Consider the following 15,922-nt stretch of genomic DNA (forward strand, 5'->3'; position numbering starts at 1 on the left):
CGATGACCTGTAAAGAAACCCGGGCGAACCTGCCCACCTACATCATAAACGGGCTTTCCCCGGCCGAGCATGACCAGGTTGTGCAGCACCTGGCCAGTTGTGATGCCTGCAATGAGGTGCTTGAGTCAGAGCGTGTCCTGAACGAGGCCTTGCGTGAGCGATTCGTTATCCCGCCACCGTCGCCGGATTTTGAGCAGCGTGTTTTTGCCGCATCCGGGAAAAACGCTGATGGCGGCTGGAGCCACTCGGTACTGGGCGGAGCCATCGCGGCAGCGCTTGCTCTGGGGGTCGGCCTGGGGGTTCTGCTGAATTCCGGCGGCCCGGCAGAGGGTGATGCGTCCGGTCTCGGTTCTGTGGCCTCTGTGGCAGTGGATGCTGAAAAGCCGGAGGCGCCTGTTGTGGCGCCTGTGGATAAAACCGTTCGTCTGGCATTCCGGTCTGGTGAGGCTCTGGAAAACGTTACCCTGACGCTGGAACTGCCGCCGAATGTGGAGCTTGCCTCCTGGCCCGGCCGCCGGAAACTCAGTTGGCAGGTCAGTCTTGAGGCGGGTGAGAATGTTTTGTCACTGCCTTTGAAGCTGCTCTTTCCAGGCGCGGGTGAGCTGGTGGCGCGACTGGATACCGGCGATCGTCAGAAAACCTTCCATGCTCCGATTCCTGAGTACCCGGAACAGCCGGTTGAGGATCCAGAATCATGAAGTTTGACCGTCTCTCCCGGAGCATTTTGTCGGCCGGGTCGCTGGTTTTTTTGCTGCTGGCACCGATGATAACGCTGGCCAGTGACGATCTGGATGTTACCATGCGTATGGTAACCGACGATGTTGAGCTTACAGATTCAGTGGTTCGGGAAATTGAACTGCCCCGGGTTGTTGAAAGGCCCGAAACCGCGGCCGAGCCCGGTTCAAAGGGTCTTGAGGCATCCAGGGGTGGGCGGGACGCCAGGGAAGTCCGTGAACGGGGACGCGAGTTCGGTGAAGCCGTGTCCGAGAGCGCCCGGCAAACCCGCGATCTGATGGAACGCGATCTGTTGGAAGAGGGCCGGCCCGACAGGCCGGATCGCCGTGAAGGACTCGAGCGCCCCCAGCGCCCCGAACTGCCGGATGCTGCGGGACGAGAGCGCTGAAACTGAGTTGCTAAGCCAGCCCGTCCTGTGATGAACAATCCGGAGAAATCTGTTTGCTGGCGCACTGGCTTGCCCTTTCCTTATCCGTTTTACTGGTGGCTCCCCTTGGGCTTCAGGCGGCCGAAACCGATGCCGGAATGGAGCAGCTCCAGGACGGCATTCAGTCGTTTGAAAGTGGCAACCTGCAGGCCGCCAGGGCGCACTTTGAAAACGCCATCGCTGCCGGCCTGACATCCCCCTCCCTTTTCTACAATCTGGGCGTTACCTGTTACCAGCTCGGGGACTATGCAGCCGCCGAGACGGCCTTCCGGGCATTGCTGGACGGTTCAAGTGGTTTCCTGGCGCGTTATAACCTCGGCCTCGTGGCACTTGAGCGAGGGGATTCCAGGGCGGCCCGGGGCTGGTTCGAGCAATCCGCTGCCGACGGTTCTCCCGACAAGATCCGGGCCCTGGCCCTTGCCCAATTGCGCAAGCTTGGTGAAGCCGGTCAACAATCAGGCCGCCGAACCGAGCGCCGGGCCTATCTGGCCCTATCCGGCGGTTATGATTCCAACATTGCCGGTTTGCCGGAGGCCTCCGCCTCCAGTGAAGGCGGCATCTTCCTCGATGCACTGGCGGCCGGAACACTTGAACACCCGGCTGGCGCCCGCTCCCGCTTCGCCCTGGAAGTGGCGGCTTACGCCCGAAAATACCCGTCTGAAGGAAATTACGACACCCGTGTATTGCAGGGGCGTGCGGGCTGGACGGAAACGCTTGTCGACGGGGAGCGAGGTGCTGTGGTATCGGTTGTGCAGTCGTGGTTCGACAGTCGCTCCCTGGAACGTCGCTACGGGGTTGAAGGCTTCTATCGCTGGAACCGATGCCCGTTGGTGGGTAGCCCTGAGCAATGCGGCGTGAGCCTCGCAGCAGGCACTGTGAATGGCGGCCCGGATTATGGCGCCTACGATGGCCAGTGGTATCGGGCCCGACTGCACGCACTCAGGTATTACCGAAGCTGGCGCTTTGATGGCGAGTACACCCTTGACATCAATAATCGCCGGGACCTGCGTACTGCAGAGGAATTTATCAGTGTGTCACCCTACCGACATACCCTGGAAGTGGCGGCTCGTTACCGTTGGCGGCCGGATATTGTCGTCGGTGCCCTGGGCTCCGTTCGCCACAGCCGTTACCAGAGCCCCCATGTAGTGTTGGCCTCGGCCGGTGAGAGCGGGCGCCGAGAGGATAGCCGGGTTGAGATTGGTTTACTGGCAGAGCAATCGCTGAATGCGCGATGGCTGGTGCGGGGAGAGTGGCGGGTTCGTGATAACAGCAGCAGTCTGGCTCAGTACGGTTATACCCGCCAGACGGTCATGGTCACCCTGGAAGGTGCTTTCTAGCCCTGTCGCACAGGGCCAGAAGGCCGGGTGGGCAGTTACAGACCGGCATTCCTTAGCCGGTTGGCGTGTTGCCGGTAAACCGCTTTCGGGTCTGTCTCGAACAGACTGTGCAGTCCCAGCGCCTGATTCACTTCATCAAGATGGTTCATGAAGTAATTATCCCGGATAACCTTACCAAACCGGTTACTGCAGCGGCCGACCAGGCCATCATTCTGGCTGAAACCGAATGCCAGGCTGGTGGTTCCGAGAAGCGCATCGGACGGGTCCAGGGCATTGGTAAGCACGCCAGTGCCACCCCAGGAATAAAAACGCACACCGTTCGCCGAGTATGCGCCTTCGCCACATGCCGTCGTTGGCATACCGGCCGGAGCAAAGTTGTTGAATTCGGCACTTCCCTGGGTTGTCAGAGAGTAAAGGCTGGAGCGCAGATCCTGATCGTAACCACCGCCGGAGAGCAGATCAATCAGCCCTCCGAGCGCATCGCCGAGGCTCGCGGCCAGGCTTTCAGCGGGTGAGCCGTAGATCAGATCCGCAACCGGTGAGCCTTTGTGAGGCGAGCCCACCGACGTTACCGAGGCCACCAGATCCGGCCGGACCCTGGCGATGTAGCGGGCGGTGGGGCCGCCATGGCTGTGGCCGATCAGGTTCACCTTGCCATACACCGCGGCGATGGCCTGTACCTGCGGCAACAGGGCTTCCCCGCGAGCGATGGTGCTGTCCAGGGCTGGTACCTGGGTGGTATAGACATCGGCGCCGTATTTGCGGAGTTCTTCGGCCACGCCGTACCAGTAATCCACGCCGGCGATGGAATCGAATCCGAACATACCGTGCACCAGCACGATCGGATAACGGGTATCCGTGTAATCGGACGGGGTAGAGTCCCACCACCAGGCGGCAGAGGGTGCAGACCAGGCCACAGTCAGGGCCAGGGCCATTGCTTTGATCCAGAGTTTCATTGTCGTTCCTACAGTTTGATGTTGTGTTTGTTATTCAAACTGCGGCTCAACCTAACGGGTTGCTCCAGAGAATTCCTTCTCGTGCTGCATCCGCCGGATGGCAGACTGAGTGCGTCCGTGCGCTGACTTCGTTCTTGTGCTTGTTAGATTGGTGCCGTCAGAGCATCTCGGTAGAGATGCGACTAACATTTGATCAGTGGGGCTGGCAAGTCAACGGCGTAACGCGTAAGTCGGGGGGGTTCTATCCGGAACTGTGAGGCGCATCACATGAGTGGCCCCGCAGGACAAGCGTCGGCCTGACTTGCGGGGTGGCACATCCTGATCAGAGCGTGGCCATGACTCGCTTGGCCGCCGCCGTTGTATGGGCAATATCTTCTTCTGACAATGCCGCGCTGGTGAAGCCGGCTTCAAAGGCGGAGGGTGCCAGATAGATACCCTCTTTCAGCATACCCTGGAAGAACTTCTTGAACCGCTCCACATCGCAGGCCATCACCTGGTCGAAACGGGTAACCGTTGGCGCTTCGGTGAAGAAGAAACCGAACATGGCGCCGGCGCCCTGAACGGTCAGGGGGACGCCGGTGGCGTCGGCGGCCTCCTTCAGCCCCCGGCAAACGGCATGGGTTTTCTCGGTCAGGCGATCGTGAAAACCGGGCTCGGATATAGCGTTCAGCGTTGTCAGGCCCGCGCACATGGCGAGTGGATTTCCGCTCAGGGTGCCAGCCTGGTAGACCGGGCCCAGCGGCGAGATGTGTTCCATGATTTCCCGCTTGCCACCAAAGGCGCCCACCGGAAGCCCGCCGCCAATCACCTTGCCCAGAGCCGTGAGATCCGGCGTCACGCCAAACAAGCCCTGGGCGCCGCCCAGGGAGACCCGGAAGCCGGTCATTACCTCATCGAAGATCAGCACCGTGCCATACTCGTCGCAGACCTCTCGCAGAGCTTCAAGGAACCCCGGTACCGGCGGGATGCAGTTCATGTTGCCGGCCACCGGCTCCACGATAATGGCGGCAATCTCGTCGCCTATCTTGTTGAAGGTCTCCCGGACACCCTCGATGTCGTTGTAGGTCAGGGTAAGGGTGAGTTGGGCAAGGCTGGCCGGGATACCCGGTGAATTCGGTACGCCGAGGGTCAGTGCGCCGGAGCCGGCCTTGACCAGCAGGGAGTCCACATGACCGTGGTAGCAGCCTTCGAACTTCACGATCTTGTCTCGACCGGTGTATCCCCGGGCCAGCCGGATTGCGCTCATGGTTGCCTCGGTACCGGAGTTCACCATGCGCACCAGATCGATGGAGGGCACCAGTTCGCAGACCTTTTTGGCCATCTCGGTCTCAAGCGCCGTAGGTGCGCCATAGCCGACGCCCAGATCGACCTGGGCGTGCAGGGCATCCTTGATGCGCTGATCGCCGTGGCCAAGAATCATTGGTCCCCAGGAGCCAATGTAGTCGATATAGCGCTGGCCATCCTCGTCATACAGGTAGGCGCCCTCGGCGTGGTTGAAGAAGATGGGCGTTCCCCCGACACCGCGGAAGGCCCGGACCGGAGAATTTACGCCACCGGGAATGTATTTCTGCGCCTGCTCGAACAGGGTTTCGGAGTGCGTCATGGGTCTGGGCTCCTGTTATCTTGGAAGTGTAAAAAGTGGGTGGTGACGGGCGAATAGCTGTTCGAATTCGTGTGCCCGTTGTTCAATATCGTCAGCACTGCCCCCAAACAGGCCGCCAACCACGGCGAGCATGTCGGCACCGGCACGAATCAGGGGCTCTCCGTTTTCGGTGGTTACCCCGCCGATGGCCGTGAGGGGGCGGTTGAAGCGTTTCGCCTCGGTGAGCACTTCGGGCGATGCTGCCGGCGCCCCCGGTTTGGTTGATGAGGTGTAAAAACGCCCGAATGCGAGATAGTCGGCACCCTGTTCCAGCCCGGCCTGTGCCAGTGCAAGGTCGGCATGGCAGGTAATGCCGATGATGGCCTGCTCCCCGAGCAACCGGCGGGCTGCTGCCAGCGAGCCGTCGGTCTGTCCCAGGTGAACGCCCGCGGCCCCCACCCGTTTTGCCAGTTCCGGGTCATCATTGATCAGTAGTGGTACGCCGGCGTTCCGGCACGCAGCCTGAAGGTTGCTGGCCTGCGCTACCCGCTCGGCCATGGGGGCGGATTTTTCCCGGTATTGTACCATGACCGCCCCACCCCGCAGGGCTGCTTCAACCGATTCAATCAGCATGGCCGGTGGGGTCAACTGGCTATCGGTAATGGCGTACAGGCCCGGGCGAAGCCCTTTGCTCATCGCTCCCACAGAATTCCCCGGTCTGGCACCGGCTGGCCTTTGCCAACGTCGAGTGCGTGAAGGATCGCGTGGTTGACGTAGTTCTGTGCCTGGGAAATGGCTGCCCGGGCCGACAGGCCCGAGGCCCGGCCTGCAGCAATGGCCGCTGCCAGCGTGCAGCCGGTGCCATGGTATTCGCCGCCAATTCGCTCAATCTCCCAGCGCATCGGCTCCGGGCTGTGATTGTAAAGCGTGTTGGTGATGTGGATGCCGGTGCCGTGGCCCCCGGTCGCAAGAACCGACTGGCAACCGGTTTTCAGCAGGTTTCCGGCTGCCTCATCGGGGTTGTCACTGTGTCCCAACAGGGCCAGTTCGACACCGTTCGGGGTAATCATTTCGGCGAGGGGAAAGAGCCGCTCCTTCATGGCTTTGATCAGTTCATCGTCGGCCAGATCGCCACCACCGGCGGCCTTGATTACCGGGTCGGTAATCAAGGGCAACCCCGGGTGTTCGCCGATGAAGTCCACCAGAGCCTCCACGACGGCTGCATTACCCAGGGCACCGGTCTTGATCGCGTGAATCGGGACATCGTCGGCGAGACACCGAAGCTGTTGGCGAATGAGTTCCGCCGATACTGCTTCGGCACCATATACATTCCGGGTGTCCTGAACGGTGAGGCAGGTAATAACCGGCAAGGGATGACAGCCCAATGAGGTGACTGCCTGTATGTCAGCCTGAATACCGGCACCGCCGGACGGATCGAGGCCGGAAAGAATCAGCACCTGGGGTCGGGTATAGCGTTTGATGGCTCAGCTCCTCAAAACGGTTTGACAACAGCCAGGACAACAACGGCCAGCAGGATCAGAACCGGCAGCTCATTGAACCAGCGGTAGAATACGTGGCTTCGGGTATTTCGGTCGTCCCGGAACACTTTGACAAGATGCCCGCAATAGAAATGGTAAACGATCAGTACGGCCACCAGTAACAGCTTGGCGTGCAGCCAGCCCTGGCTGAAATAGCCAGAGGCATTATAACTGATCAGCCACACCCCGAAGACAACCGTAGCAACCATCGAAGGCGTGGTAATGCCCCGGTAAAGCTTGCGCTCCATGATCTTGAACCGCTCTCGCCCGGGTTCATCCTCGCAGGCGGCGTGGTAGACGAACAGCCTGGGCAGATAGAAGATCCCGGCAAACCAGCAAACCATGGAAATTATGTGGAAGGCTTTGACCCACAGCATTCGTCAGCTCCGTCGGTATTGGTAATAACTTTCGATGTCGGATTTAAGCACCACACCATAAACCCGCTGGATCATGGGTGCCACGTGACGTTGTACGTACAGGGCCTCGGCATTGGTTGACTCGAATTCATTGAGGGCTTCCTCAAGGGTTGCCTGGTACTGGACCGGCGCAACGTCGCGGCGGTTGGCAGGGATGTCCATCAGGTCGATGGACTCCGGTGGAACAATCTCTTCTGCGGCTACCAGCTTTTCCGTGTCTTCCAGGTAGCGGGCGAGATCCACCGCCGGTAACAGGGCGGTGGGCCCGTTACTGCCCTCGACCAGCAGCCACTTGGGTTCGGATTTCAGCACTTTCCGGGCTTCCTCAACGGACAGATGTCGTTCGGTCCGCAAAATGCCGCGATCCATAATGGCTCCCACGGATACCCTGCGCAGGGCCTGGATCACCGGTGAATTCTGATAGCTCAGTCCCTGATTCTTGAGGATGGTCAGAAACAGCGATTTTTTCCGGAACGCTTCGCTGGTTACCAGGCTTGAGGTAGTGATAATCAACATACCCGGAAGGATGATATTGGGGTTGCGGGTCAGCTCCATAAGCGCCATCAGGGCGGCCAGTGGCGCCTGCAGGACCGCGCCCATCATGGCACCCATTCCCAGCATCGCGTAGAAGCCAACGGAAGAGGCGTGCTCAGGCATGATCTGGGCTCCGACCAGGCCCATGGCGCCGCCCAGGGTTGCCCCCATGAACAGTGTCGGGCCAATAACGCCGCTGGGCATGCCCAGTCCGATCGACAGCGAGGTGATGACCAGCTTGGCAATGCCCACGCCCAGCAGTAACCAGAACCCGAGCTGGCCATTGATGGTTTCGTTTACCGTGTCGTAGCCGATCCCCATGGTTTCGGGAACCAGAACAGCGAACGGCATCATCAGAACGCCGGCGATGGTGATGCGCAGAAGGACCGGCCGGTGGTTGTGTTTGCCCATGGCATCCACCAGGTGAATAAACAGGGCTGCGGCAATACCGATACTGACTGCAATCACCAGAATCCAGGGAACTTCCAACAGGGAGTTCATGGTCAGGGCGGGCACACTGAAAGCGGGCTCGGTGCCGTACACCGCCTGGGTGACAATGGCGGCGCTGACCGCCGCCAGTATGATGGGGGTGAAGCCGGCAATGGTGTACTCCATCATCACCACCTCCATGGAGAAGAGGACACCGGAGATGGGCGTATTGAATGATGCCGATATTGCCGCTGCGCAGCCGCAGGCAACCAGGGTCCGGATACTGTTGTTGGGTAGCCGCATCCACTGGCCCATCAGGCTGGAGAACGCCGCCCCCAAATGCACCGCCGGCCCCTCCCGGCCTGCCGACTGGCCGCTGACAACCGTGGCCACACCGGAGATGAACTGCACGATGGCGCTGCGGACGGAAATATAGCCCTGGTGATAGTTGAGCCGTTCCATGACATGGACAATGCCCACCTTGCGGTCATGGGTGGCCAGTCGGTGGAACATCCAGCCCAGTCCAAGAGCGCCGGCCAGCGGAAGCAGGGCGCGGGTCAGCAGGTTCAGTTCCTCGAACGACTCAAAGCCTTCGCCCGGAAGGAAATGTTCAAGGGGCCATTCGATGGCCAGTCGGAAGGCCAGGATTACGCCGCCCGTGATCAGGCCCGATAACAGGCCGAGCACCGCCAGTTGCGGCAATGCGTCCACTCCGGAGAGTCTGCGCCGGAATACGGGGATCAGGTTCTCGGTAATCTGGTGCCAGATTTTCTGCATGAGGCAGGGGTTCCGGTGAAAATGGGCAGACCGTCAGAAAGTTTCTGACAACATTGTAACGGTCGCCCAGAGGGCTGCAATAAGTCATTGGTTTATCATGGTAGACTACGCAGTCAATCCTCAAAATCGTGATACGACGTCGCTGGAGAGAAAGGTGGTTAAAGTAGGCATCGTTGGTGGCACCGGATACACCGGTGTGGAGCTGCTGAGAATCCTCGCGGTTCACCCTGAAGTTTCTGTCCGTTGCATTACCTCACGCTCGGAGGCGGGCGTGCCGGTGGCGGACATGTACTCCAATTTGCGTGGGCATTACGATCTGGCGTTTTCCGAGCCCGATGCCGGCGTGCTGGCGGACTGCGATCTGGTTTTCTTTGCAACGCCCCACGGAGTCGCCATGAGAATGGTGCCAGACCTGATTGCCGCAGGTGTGCGTGTGGTCGATCTTTCTGCCGATTTCCGGCTGAAAGACCTGGACGTCTGGGCGAACTGGTACGGCATGCCGCACGAGAGCCCGGAGTGGGCTGAGAAAGCAGTCTACGGGCTGCCGGAAGTGGTCCGCGATGAAATCCGTGGTGCACAACTGGTGGCAAACCCGGGCTGTTACCCGACGGCTGTTCAACTGGGTTTTCTGCCGCTGCTTGAACATGGCCTGGTGGACCCCGCGCGACTGATCGCGGATGCGAAGTCCGGAGCCAGCGGTGCTGGCCGGCAAGGCAGCATCGGCATGTTGCACGGCGAGATTGGGGAGAGCTTCAAGGCGTATGGCGCGTCAGGCCATCGGCATTTGCCCGAGATCCGACAGGGCCTTGCCAATGCAGCCGGCGGCAAGGTGGGCGTGACCTTCGTGCCCCACCTGATCCCGATGATCCGGGGGATTGAGGCCACGCTTTATGCGGAACTGAAAGATCCGGCGGACTTCGACCGGCTGCAGGCACTTTTCGAAGAGCGGTACGAAGCCGAGCCGTTCGTGGATGTGATGCCCTTTGGCAGTCACCCGGAAACGCGGAGCGTGAGGGGAGCAAACCAGTGTCGGATGGCTCTGCATCGCCAGGAGCAGAGCAACATTGTTATTGTCACGTCGGTGATCGATAACCTGGTCAAGGGCGCTGCCGGGCAAGCGGTTCAGAATATGAATATCATGTTCGGGCTGAAAGAAACCATGGGCCTTGACGCGCCGGCACTTCTGCCGTGATGCCGAAGGAAACATTGTGAGCAAGCACAGAAAACCGGCCCAGGAATATGTTGTCATCCCGCACCGGCCCGGGTACCGCCTGCGCAGAACAGCGATCCTGCTGGTTTTCACCATTGTAGCAGCGGTCGCCGGGTATGCCGCCGGCCTGGCGCAGAACGGGTTCCGCTTTTCCAGCGCGGAACAGTCGAACCAGCTGCTGGAGAAGGAAGTCGAGACCCTCCGGACGGATTTCCGTGAAGCCCGGCAGCAGCTTGTCAATCTCGAACGCGGGCAGGTTATCGATGAGCAGGCACTGAACCAGGCCCGCAAAACCATTGTTGACCTGGAAACCCGTATTGCGTCACTGCAGTCCGACCTGACCTTCTATAAGAATATCATGGCGCCCTCTGAGGCTAGCAAGGGTTTGCAGGTTGACAACTTTACGTTGGCTCCCAGCCCAGGCCGGGGAGCGTATGATTTCAAGCTGGTTCTGACACAGGTTGGCAATAACAAGAGCTACATCTCCGGTGTGGTGGCGGTCAATGTCATCGGCCTGCGTGACGAGGAAAAGGAGGTAATTGCCCTGCGGGACCTTTCTGAGCAAATTGAGGATCTGGGAGTGAAATTCCGTTTCCGGTATTTTCAGGATGTTGAAGGAACGCTTTCCTTGCCGGAAGATTTTCAGCCGATCGAGATTCAAGTGGTCGCACAGGCTGAGGGGCGGAAGTCGTCGCAGGCGGAGCGTACCTTTAACTGGGATGAATTAACGGAGAACTGACATGCTTGGCAAGAAAAAGCAGAAGCAGAAGCCGAGGAGGCCTTCTGGCCATTTTGATACTCTGGTGTCCTCCCGTACAGCCATCGAGGGGGATGTTCACTTTTCAGGTGGTTTACATGTAGACGGGCGTATTATCGGCAAGGTGATTGCCGATGAAGGAGCAGATGCGGTGCTCCGGGTTTCGGAAGTTGGTGAAGTCACCGGCGATATCAATGCGCCCCATGTGATCATCAATGGTACGGTAAACGGCGATGTCTACGCCTCGGCCCATCTTGAACTTGCAGAGAAAGCCGCGATAAATGGCAACGTGTATTACAACCTCATCGAAATGGCGATGGGGGCATCGGTCAACGGAAACCTGGTGCACCAGAGGGATCCGGTCGGGTTGCTCGGTAAACAGGATGATCCCTCCACCCTGCAATTGCAGCAAGGAGACGGCGGTACTGGCAAGCCCGTCGAATCAGATGAAGGGGCGGGCGATGGTGGAAAGTCCGAATAGTTGATTGTTTTAGTCAGGAATACCATAATCCCCTGACTTGCCAGCGAACATCCGGAGGCGAACTTGAGTGCAGTTCAGCAACAAATGGCCACACCACTGTTCTTCAGCGACAGTGCCGTTGCCAAGGTGCGTGAGTTAATCGAGGAAGAGGGTAACTCCGGACTCAAACTCCGTGTCTTTGTGACGGGGGGCGGCTGCTCCGGGTTCCAGTACGGTTTTTCATTCGATGAGGATCAGGATGAAGAAGATACCGTCATCGAGCGCGACGGCGTTTACCTTCTGGTGGATCCGATGAGCTATCAGTATCTCGTTGGTGCCACTGTTGACTATCAGGAAGGTCTCCAGGGCTCCCAGTTCATCGTCCAGAACCCCAATGCCAGCTCAACCTGCGGATGCGGCAGCTCTTTCTCAATTTGATTCCCTGCCGCCCTCAGGCCGGGTAAATGGCCCCGAGAATCCTCGGGCCAGAAGCCCCGGTCACTTCCGGCAGGTTGCCTGGCATGCCTTCTATTGCCTGTTTCGCCAGCCAGGCAAAGGCCACCGGCTCAACCAGTTGTGGGTCCAACCCCAGCTCTGAGGTCAGCAATATACGGGCCTCGGGCAGGGCCCTCTCAAGCTCCGCCATTAATACCGGATTTCTTGCCCCGCCTCCGCATGCATAAATCCGTACGTCTCGGGGCCGGGGCAACTGACTCACCAGGCTCTCCACCGTCAGTTGTAACAGCGTCCGTTGAATGTCCTCCGCTGGAATCTCGGGATGGCGGCTCACCTGCATCTTTACCCAATCCAGGTTGAACCTTTCCTTGCCCGTGCTTTTCGGCGGTTTTCTCGAAAAGTAGGCATCCGAGAGCATGTCGCTGAGCAAGTCGTGATTCACCGTGCCTTCGCTGGCCCAGTGGCCGTCACTGTCAAAGGGGAGGCCGGTCTGGTCCAGGCACCAGGCATCCATCAGGGCATTGGCCGGCCCGGTGTCAAAGCCGGTTACCGGGTTAATGCCATTAGACGGGATCCAGCTTATGTTTGCGATGCCCCCGAGATTCAGTATGCACCGGTCCTCGGTATCTGAGCTGAAAAAGGCTTTATGGAATGCCGGTACCAGCGGTGCTCCCTGCCCCCCGGCCGCCATGTCCCTTCGCCGGAAGTCGGCAACGGTGGTAATGCCGGTAGTTTCGGAAATAACCGAGGGGTTGCCGATCTGGATCGTGAAGGGCGCCGCTCCGGTAGGCTGGTGGCGCAGCGTCTGACCATGACTTCCGATGGCGCGGATGGCCGATATCGGGAGGTCGGAATGCCGGATGACTTCCGCTGCGGCTTGCGCGAACAGTGTGCCGGCCAGGGTGTCCAACTCGCCGATTTCATCGGGGGCTGCATGGTTCTGGCTTGCTGCGAGGAGTCTGTGCCGGAACTCGTCGGGATAGGGTAAGGTGTGGGATGCGTGAATCTGGGTGGAGTTGCCCTGGAAGGACACCAGCACGGCATCAATACCGTCCATGCTGGTGCCCGACATCAAACCGATCCAGGCGTCCATGGTTTTCAGTCGTCTGTAGCGAGGGCGAGTTGCTGGTGGCTCTCGCTGAGTACATCAAATTGTGCGATTCGTTGCTCGGTGACCTGTTTGAACCTTGCCATCTCGGACGAGGGAACAGGTTTGGCATCGGGCAATTTCACGGTGCGTGAGTTGCGCGGTGCGCCGTTCAATCTGAATTCATAATGCAGGTGGGGGCCGGTTACCATGCCGGAGGAGCCAACATAGCCGATGGTCTCGCTCTGCTTCACCCGGGTGCCGTTTTTAATACCCTTGCCAATCCGGCTCATGTGGGCGTAGAGCGTTGTAATGTTGTCGCCGTGCTTCAGGACAACCGTGCGGCCGTAACCGCCTTTCCATCCGGCAAAAATCACGCGCCCCGCGCCTGCCGCCTTGATGGGCGTTCCGGGAGGCGCACCATAATCCGTGCCTTCGTGGGGACGAACCACATCCAGAACAGGGTGGCGTCTCTGGAGATTGAAAGGCGACGATACGCGCGCATTGATGGGTGTGCGCAGGAAAGCCTTGCGCATGCTCTTGCCATCGGGGGTGTAATAGTCGCTGTCGCCATTACTGTCGGTATAGAGTAACGCGATGTTCTCTTCACCACGGTTCACGAACCTGGCGGACAGGATGCGGCCGGTGCCGAACTTTTCGCCATCCAGGTAGAGTTCTTCGTAAACCACTTCAAACTGGTCGCCCTTGCGAACGTCGTAAACGAAATCGATTTCCCATCCGAAGATGCCGGCCAGTTCCATGGTAAGCTGATCATTAAGCCCTGCTTCCCTGGCTGCAACGTAAAGGGAACCATCAATAGTCCCCGAAGCGAACGCCGGGCGCGCTTCGGGCTTGCGAACTTCAGTGTCGCCGGTGAAGCTGTCGCCGGCCTTGCTGATCTTCAGTGTCTCCAGCCGGTTGCGCTGAAGCTCAACTCCCGCCAGGGCACCGTCTTCGGTGGTGGCGAACCGGATGGTTTCACCTGCGTAAAGCTTCTCCAGTTTTTTGGCTTCTCCGTCACCGTGGATTACTGACAGCATGGTGCCGTCATTGAATCCGGCTTTCTTGAACAGCGAAGACAGGGTGTCGCCGGACTTGATGTCAAAGGTTTGCCATTCCAGTTGCGGTTTTGCGGGCTTTGCCGCGATTGCAGGTTCTGCGAGACTGACTTCCTGGGAGGGCAGGGCTCCGGAGCCGGTCTCAGCCGATTCCGGCGGAACTTCCTTTGACGGCGAAGCCGGTTCCGCTGGCTGCAGCGGAGTGGCACCTGTTTGTGAGACGGTGCCCTGCTCCAGATCCAGAGCATACGACATCCGTTTGGCCTCAACATTGCTACTGGGGCTCATAAGAACAGTGGCGGTCACAATGACGGTCGCCGCAGCAGCAATGGTAATATGTGTTTTCGGAAACATTTTAAGCACGTATCACACCCGTTTTAATCGGTATCCCGGTAGCTTGTACTACCTAATTAAAGCTGTTGTTCAAGTATAGTCCAACAGATTACCGTATAAAATGCATGTGGGACAGCGTGGAACATTACGGTTGCTGTTCCAGCCTCCGGATTTCTTTTGGCAGCGTTGTTATAATGCGTCGCCCTGTCGTGTAGGCGTTGATCAAAATCTGGTCAGCGTACTTTAGCAGTTGAGCAGGTAACTCACAGATTTCTTTTGTAGAAGTCTGTAACTGGCAGAATTTTCCAAGTTTAAAGCGGGGACGTGTTGTTCATGGCATCCATTGATGAAGCGTTGGCGGTTATCAAGCGTGGCGTAGACGAACTTATTCCGGAAGAGGGGCTTATCGAAAAGCTGAAGGAAGGTCGTCCACTCCGGATCAAGGCAGGCTTCGATCCCACCGCGCCGGACCTTCATCTCGGGCACACGGTCCTGATTAACAAGCTGCGGCAGTTTCAGGATCTCGGTCACGAAGTGATGTTTCTGATCGGTGACTTCACTGGAATGATTGGAGACCCGACCGGCAAAAGTGCAACGCGACCGCCTCTGACGGAGCAGCAGGTTGCCGAGAACGCGGTTAGCTATAAAGAGCAGGTGTTCAAGATTCTGGACCCCGAGAAGACCCGTGTCATGTTCAATTCCGACTGGATGGGCAAGATGACCGCGGCGGACATGATCAAGCTGGCCGGCCAGTACACCGTTGCCCGGATGCTGGAGCGTGATGATTTCACCAAGCGTTACCGGGCTGAGCAGTCCATTGCGATTCACGAGTTTCTTTATCCGCTGGTGCAGGGGTATGACTCGGTCGCTATGGAGGCGGATGTGGAGCTGGGTGGTACCGACCAGAAGTTCAATCTTCTGATGGGGAGGATTTTGCAGAAGCATTACGGGCAGTCTCCGCAGGTCATCCTTACCATGCCGATCCTGGAGGGGCTTGATGGTGTCCAGAAGATGTCCAAGTCGCTGGGCAACTATGTGGGTGTGAACGATTCGCCCGGCGAGATGTATACCAAACTGCTTTCGATGCCGGATAATCTCCTGTGGCGTTACTTCGAGTTGTTGAGCTTCCGGCCCCTTGCCGAGATTGAGGAATATCGGAAGGCGGTTGCCGCGGGGGCAAATCCGCAGGACTACAAGAAGTTGCTGGCGGAAGAGATCATTACCCGGTTCCATGACGAAGACGCGGCAAGAAATGCCCACAGGTCTGCGGGCAATCGGGTTGCCCTGGGCGAGATTCCGGACAATGTTCCGGCGGTCGAGGTTTCCCTGGAAGGCCAGCCCAGGATGCCGATGGCATCGGTTCTGCGCCTGGCAGGTCTGGTAAAGAACGGCGCCGCAGCAAGAGACGTGCTTGGTCGAGGCGCTGTCTTTGTGGATGGCGAGAAATTTGAAGGCGATCGGATGTTTGTAGAGGGTGATGATTGCGTCGTCCAGGCGGGTAAGAAGAAAATTGCCCGTGTCGTGATCACTGCGTAGGCGAATCCGGGCGATTTTGAATTTTTTCGGATTCGCCGTTGACACCCCGGCGCAGGTCTGTAGAATGCGCATCTCTTTCGAGGGGCAGGCCACTGAGTCGGCTCCGGATTCGGAAGGCAACTGTTTGAAAGTATTCGAAAATTTGCAGCAGAAAATCTTCGAAATAAACGGTTGACAAGGCGGCGGAAGGATGTAGAATACGCCACCTTGATTGAGCAACGGCTCAAACGCTCTTTAAAAAGTTAACCAAGTAATTCGTGTGGGCGCTGGCCGAGGTATTTCGGATACGAAATA

Annotated in this window: 16 protein-coding genes; 8 read left to right on the forward strand and 8 right to left on the reverse strand. The window is 58.6% G+C overall.

Annotated elements, in window-relative coordinates; genetic code table 11:
* Window positions 1–2 precede the first annotated feature (2 nt).
* The 3 genes from msub_RS19120 to msub_RS19130 are packed head-to-tail and all read left to right on the forward strand — an operon-like array spanning window position 3 to window position 2,499.
* A complete protein-coding gene (locus tag msub_RS19120) occupies window positions 3–698 on the forward strand; it encodes an anti-sigma factor family protein (protein ID WP_048497710.1) in 696 nt (231 codons plus the stop codon).
* Window positions 695–1,123: a hypothetical protein gene (locus tag msub_RS19125; RefSeq protein ID WP_227506856.1), complete on the forward strand. Its 429-nt coding sequence runs from the start codon at window positions 695–697 to the stop codon at window positions 1,121–1,123. Before msub_RS19120 ends, msub_RS19125 begins: the two co-directional genes overlap by 4 nt.
* A gap of 53 nt (window positions 1,124–1,176) precedes the next feature.
* Complete coding sequence (locus msub_RS19130) at window positions 1,177–2,499, forward strand: tetratricopeptide repeat protein (protein ID WP_048497711.1); 1,323 nt, start codon at window positions 1,177–1,179, stop codon at window positions 2,497–2,499.
* A 35-nt stretch (window positions 2,500–2,534) separates the two neighbouring features.
* Here msub_RS19130 and msub_RS19135 read toward each other — a convergent pair whose 3' ends face one another.
* From msub_RS19135 to msub_RS19160, 6 genes are all read right to left on the reverse strand, one after another.
* Complete coding sequence (locus tag msub_RS19135) at window positions 2,535–3,455, reverse strand: lipase family alpha/beta hydrolase (RefSeq protein WP_048497712.1); 921 nt, start codon at window positions 3,453–3,455, stop codon at window positions 2,535–2,537.
* A gap of 322 nt (window positions 3,456–3,777) precedes the next feature.
* A complete protein-coding gene (gene hemL, locus msub_RS19140; protein WP_048497713.1) occupies window positions 3,778–5,058 on the reverse strand; it encodes a glutamate-1-semialdehyde 2,1-aminomutase in 1,281 nt (426 codons plus the stop codon).
* A 15-nt stretch (window positions 5,059–5,073) separates the two neighbouring features.
* Entirely contained in the window at window positions 5,074–5,733 is a 660-nt protein-coding gene (gene thiE / locus msub_RS19145) for a thiamine phosphate synthase (protein ID WP_048497714.1), read from the reverse strand.
* On the reverse strand, window positions 5,730–6,488 hold the full coding sequence (gene thiD, locus msub_RS19150; protein WP_082146609.1) for a bifunctional hydroxymethylpyrimidine kinase/phosphomethylpyrimidine kinase: 759 nt from the start codon (window positions 6,486–6,488) through the stop codon (window positions 5,730–5,732). The genes thiE and thiD overlap by 4 nt, the downstream gene beginning before the upstream one ends.
* Before the next feature lie 41 nt (window positions 6,489–6,529).
* Window positions 6,530–6,952, reverse strand: coding sequence for a protoporphyrinogen oxidase HemJ (hemJ, locus tag msub_RS19155; protein WP_048497715.1), 423 nt, complete (start codon window positions 6,950–6,952; stop codon window positions 6,530–6,532).
* A 3-nt stretch (window positions 6,953–6,955) separates the two neighbouring features.
* Window positions 6,956–8,731, reverse strand: coding sequence for a chloride channel protein (locus msub_RS19160; RefSeq protein ID WP_048497716.1), 1,776 nt, complete (start codon window positions 8,729–8,731; stop codon window positions 6,956–6,958).
* A 154-nt stretch (window positions 8,732–8,885) separates the two neighbouring features.
* On the opposite strand from msub_RS19160, the gene argC reads away from it, so the two are divergent.
* From argC to erpA, 4 genes are all read left to right on the forward strand, one after another.
* A complete protein-coding gene (argC, locus tag msub_RS19165) occupies window positions 8,886–9,923 on the forward strand; it encodes an N-acetyl-gamma-glutamyl-phosphate reductase (RefSeq protein ID WP_048497717.1) in 1,038 nt (345 codons plus the stop codon).
* 16 nt (window positions 9,924–9,939) lie between these two features.
* The gene (locus msub_RS19170; RefSeq protein ID WP_048498040.1) at window positions 9,940–10,680 is read left to right on the forward strand and encodes a DUF6776 family protein; all 741 of its coding nucleotides are present in this window, start codon (window positions 9,940–9,942) and stop codon (window positions 10,678–10,680) included.
* A 1-nt stretch (window position 10,681) separates the two neighbouring features.
* Complete coding sequence (locus tag msub_RS19175) at window positions 10,682–11,179, forward strand: bactofilin family protein (protein WP_048497718.1); 498 nt, start codon at window positions 10,682–10,684, stop codon at window positions 11,177–11,179.
* 84 nt (window positions 11,180–11,263) lie between these two features.
* Entirely contained in the window at window positions 11,264–11,596 is a 333-nt protein-coding gene (erpA, locus tag msub_RS19180; RefSeq protein WP_197083922.1) for an iron-sulfur cluster insertion protein ErpA, read from the forward strand.
* A gap of 13 nt (window positions 11,597–11,609) precedes the next feature.
* On the opposite strand, the gene msub_RS19185 is transcribed toward erpA, so the two are convergent.
* Window positions 11,610–12,707 carry an anhydro-N-acetylmuramic acid kinase gene (locus msub_RS19185; RefSeq protein ID WP_048497720.1) on the reverse strand — a complete coding sequence of 366 codons (1,098 nt, stop codon included), beginning with the start codon at window positions 12,705–12,707 and terminating at the stop codon, window positions 11,610–11,612.
* A gap of 5 nt (window positions 12,708–12,712) precedes the next feature.
* On the reverse strand, window positions 12,713–14,122 hold the full coding sequence (locus msub_RS19190; protein ID WP_048497721.1) for an OapA family protein: 1,410 nt from the start codon (window positions 14,120–14,122) through the stop codon (window positions 12,713–12,715).
* Between the two features lie 303 nt (window positions 14,123–14,425).
* Here msub_RS19190 and tyrS point away from each other — a divergent pair, with 303 nt between their 5' ends.
* A complete protein-coding gene (gene tyrS, locus msub_RS19195; protein ID WP_048497722.1) occupies window positions 14,426–15,628 on the forward strand; it encodes a tyrosine--tRNA ligase in 1,203 nt (400 codons plus the stop codon).
* Window positions 15,629–15,922 lie beyond the last annotated feature (294 nt).

The sequence above is a fragment of the Marinobacter subterrani genome (genome assembly GCF_001045555.1).
Lineage (GTDB): Bacteria > Pseudomonadota > Gammaproteobacteria > Pseudomonadales > Oleiphilaceae > Marinobacter > Marinobacter subterrani.

What these genes read in the sequence shown, in the direction of transcription:
- msub_RS19175 (WP_048497718.1), top strand. Translation starts at nt 10,682, where the DNA reads ATGCTTGGCAAGAAAAAGCAGAAGCAGAAGCCGAGGAGGCCTTCTGGC.
- thiE (WP_048497714.1), bottom strand. Translation starts at nt 5,733, where the DNA reads ATGAGCAAAGGGCTTCGCCCGGGCCTGTACGCCATTACCGATAGCCAG.
- erpA (WP_197083922.1), top strand. Translation starts at nt 11,264, where the DNA reads ATGGCCACACCACTGTTCTTCAGCGACAGTGCCGTTGCCAAGGTGCGT.
- hemL (WP_048497713.1), bottom strand. Translation starts at nt 5,058, where the DNA reads ATGACGCACTCCGAAACCCTGTTCGAGCAGGCGCAGAAATACATTCCC.
- msub_RS19185 (WP_048497720.1), bottom strand. Translation starts at nt 12,707, where the DNA reads ATGGACGCCTGGATCGGTTTGATGTCGGGCACCAGCATGGACGGTATT.
- hemJ (WP_048497715.1), bottom strand. Translation starts at nt 6,952, where the DNA reads ATGCTGTGGGTCAAAGCCTTCCACATAATTTCCATGGTTTGCTGGTTT.
- msub_RS19120 (WP_048497710.1), top strand. Translation starts at nt 3, where the DNA reads ATGACCTGTAAAGAAACCCGGGCGAACCTGCCCACCTACATCATAAAC.
- msub_RS19135 (WP_048497712.1), bottom strand. Translation starts at nt 3,455, where the DNA reads ATGAAACTCTGGATCAAAGCAATGGCCCTGGCCCTGACTGTGGCCTGG.
- msub_RS19160 (WP_048497716.1), bottom strand. Translation starts at nt 8,731, where the DNA reads ATGCAGAAAATCTGGCACCAGATTACCGAGAACCTGATCCCCGTATTC.
- tyrS (WP_048497722.1), top strand. Translation starts at nt 14,426, where the DNA reads ATGGCATCCATTGATGAAGCGTTGGCGGTTATCAAGCGTGGCGTAGAC.
- msub_RS19125 (WP_227506856.1), top strand. Translation starts at nt 695, where the DNA reads ATGAAGTTTGACCGTCTCTCCCGGAGCATTTTGTCGGCCGGGTCGCTG.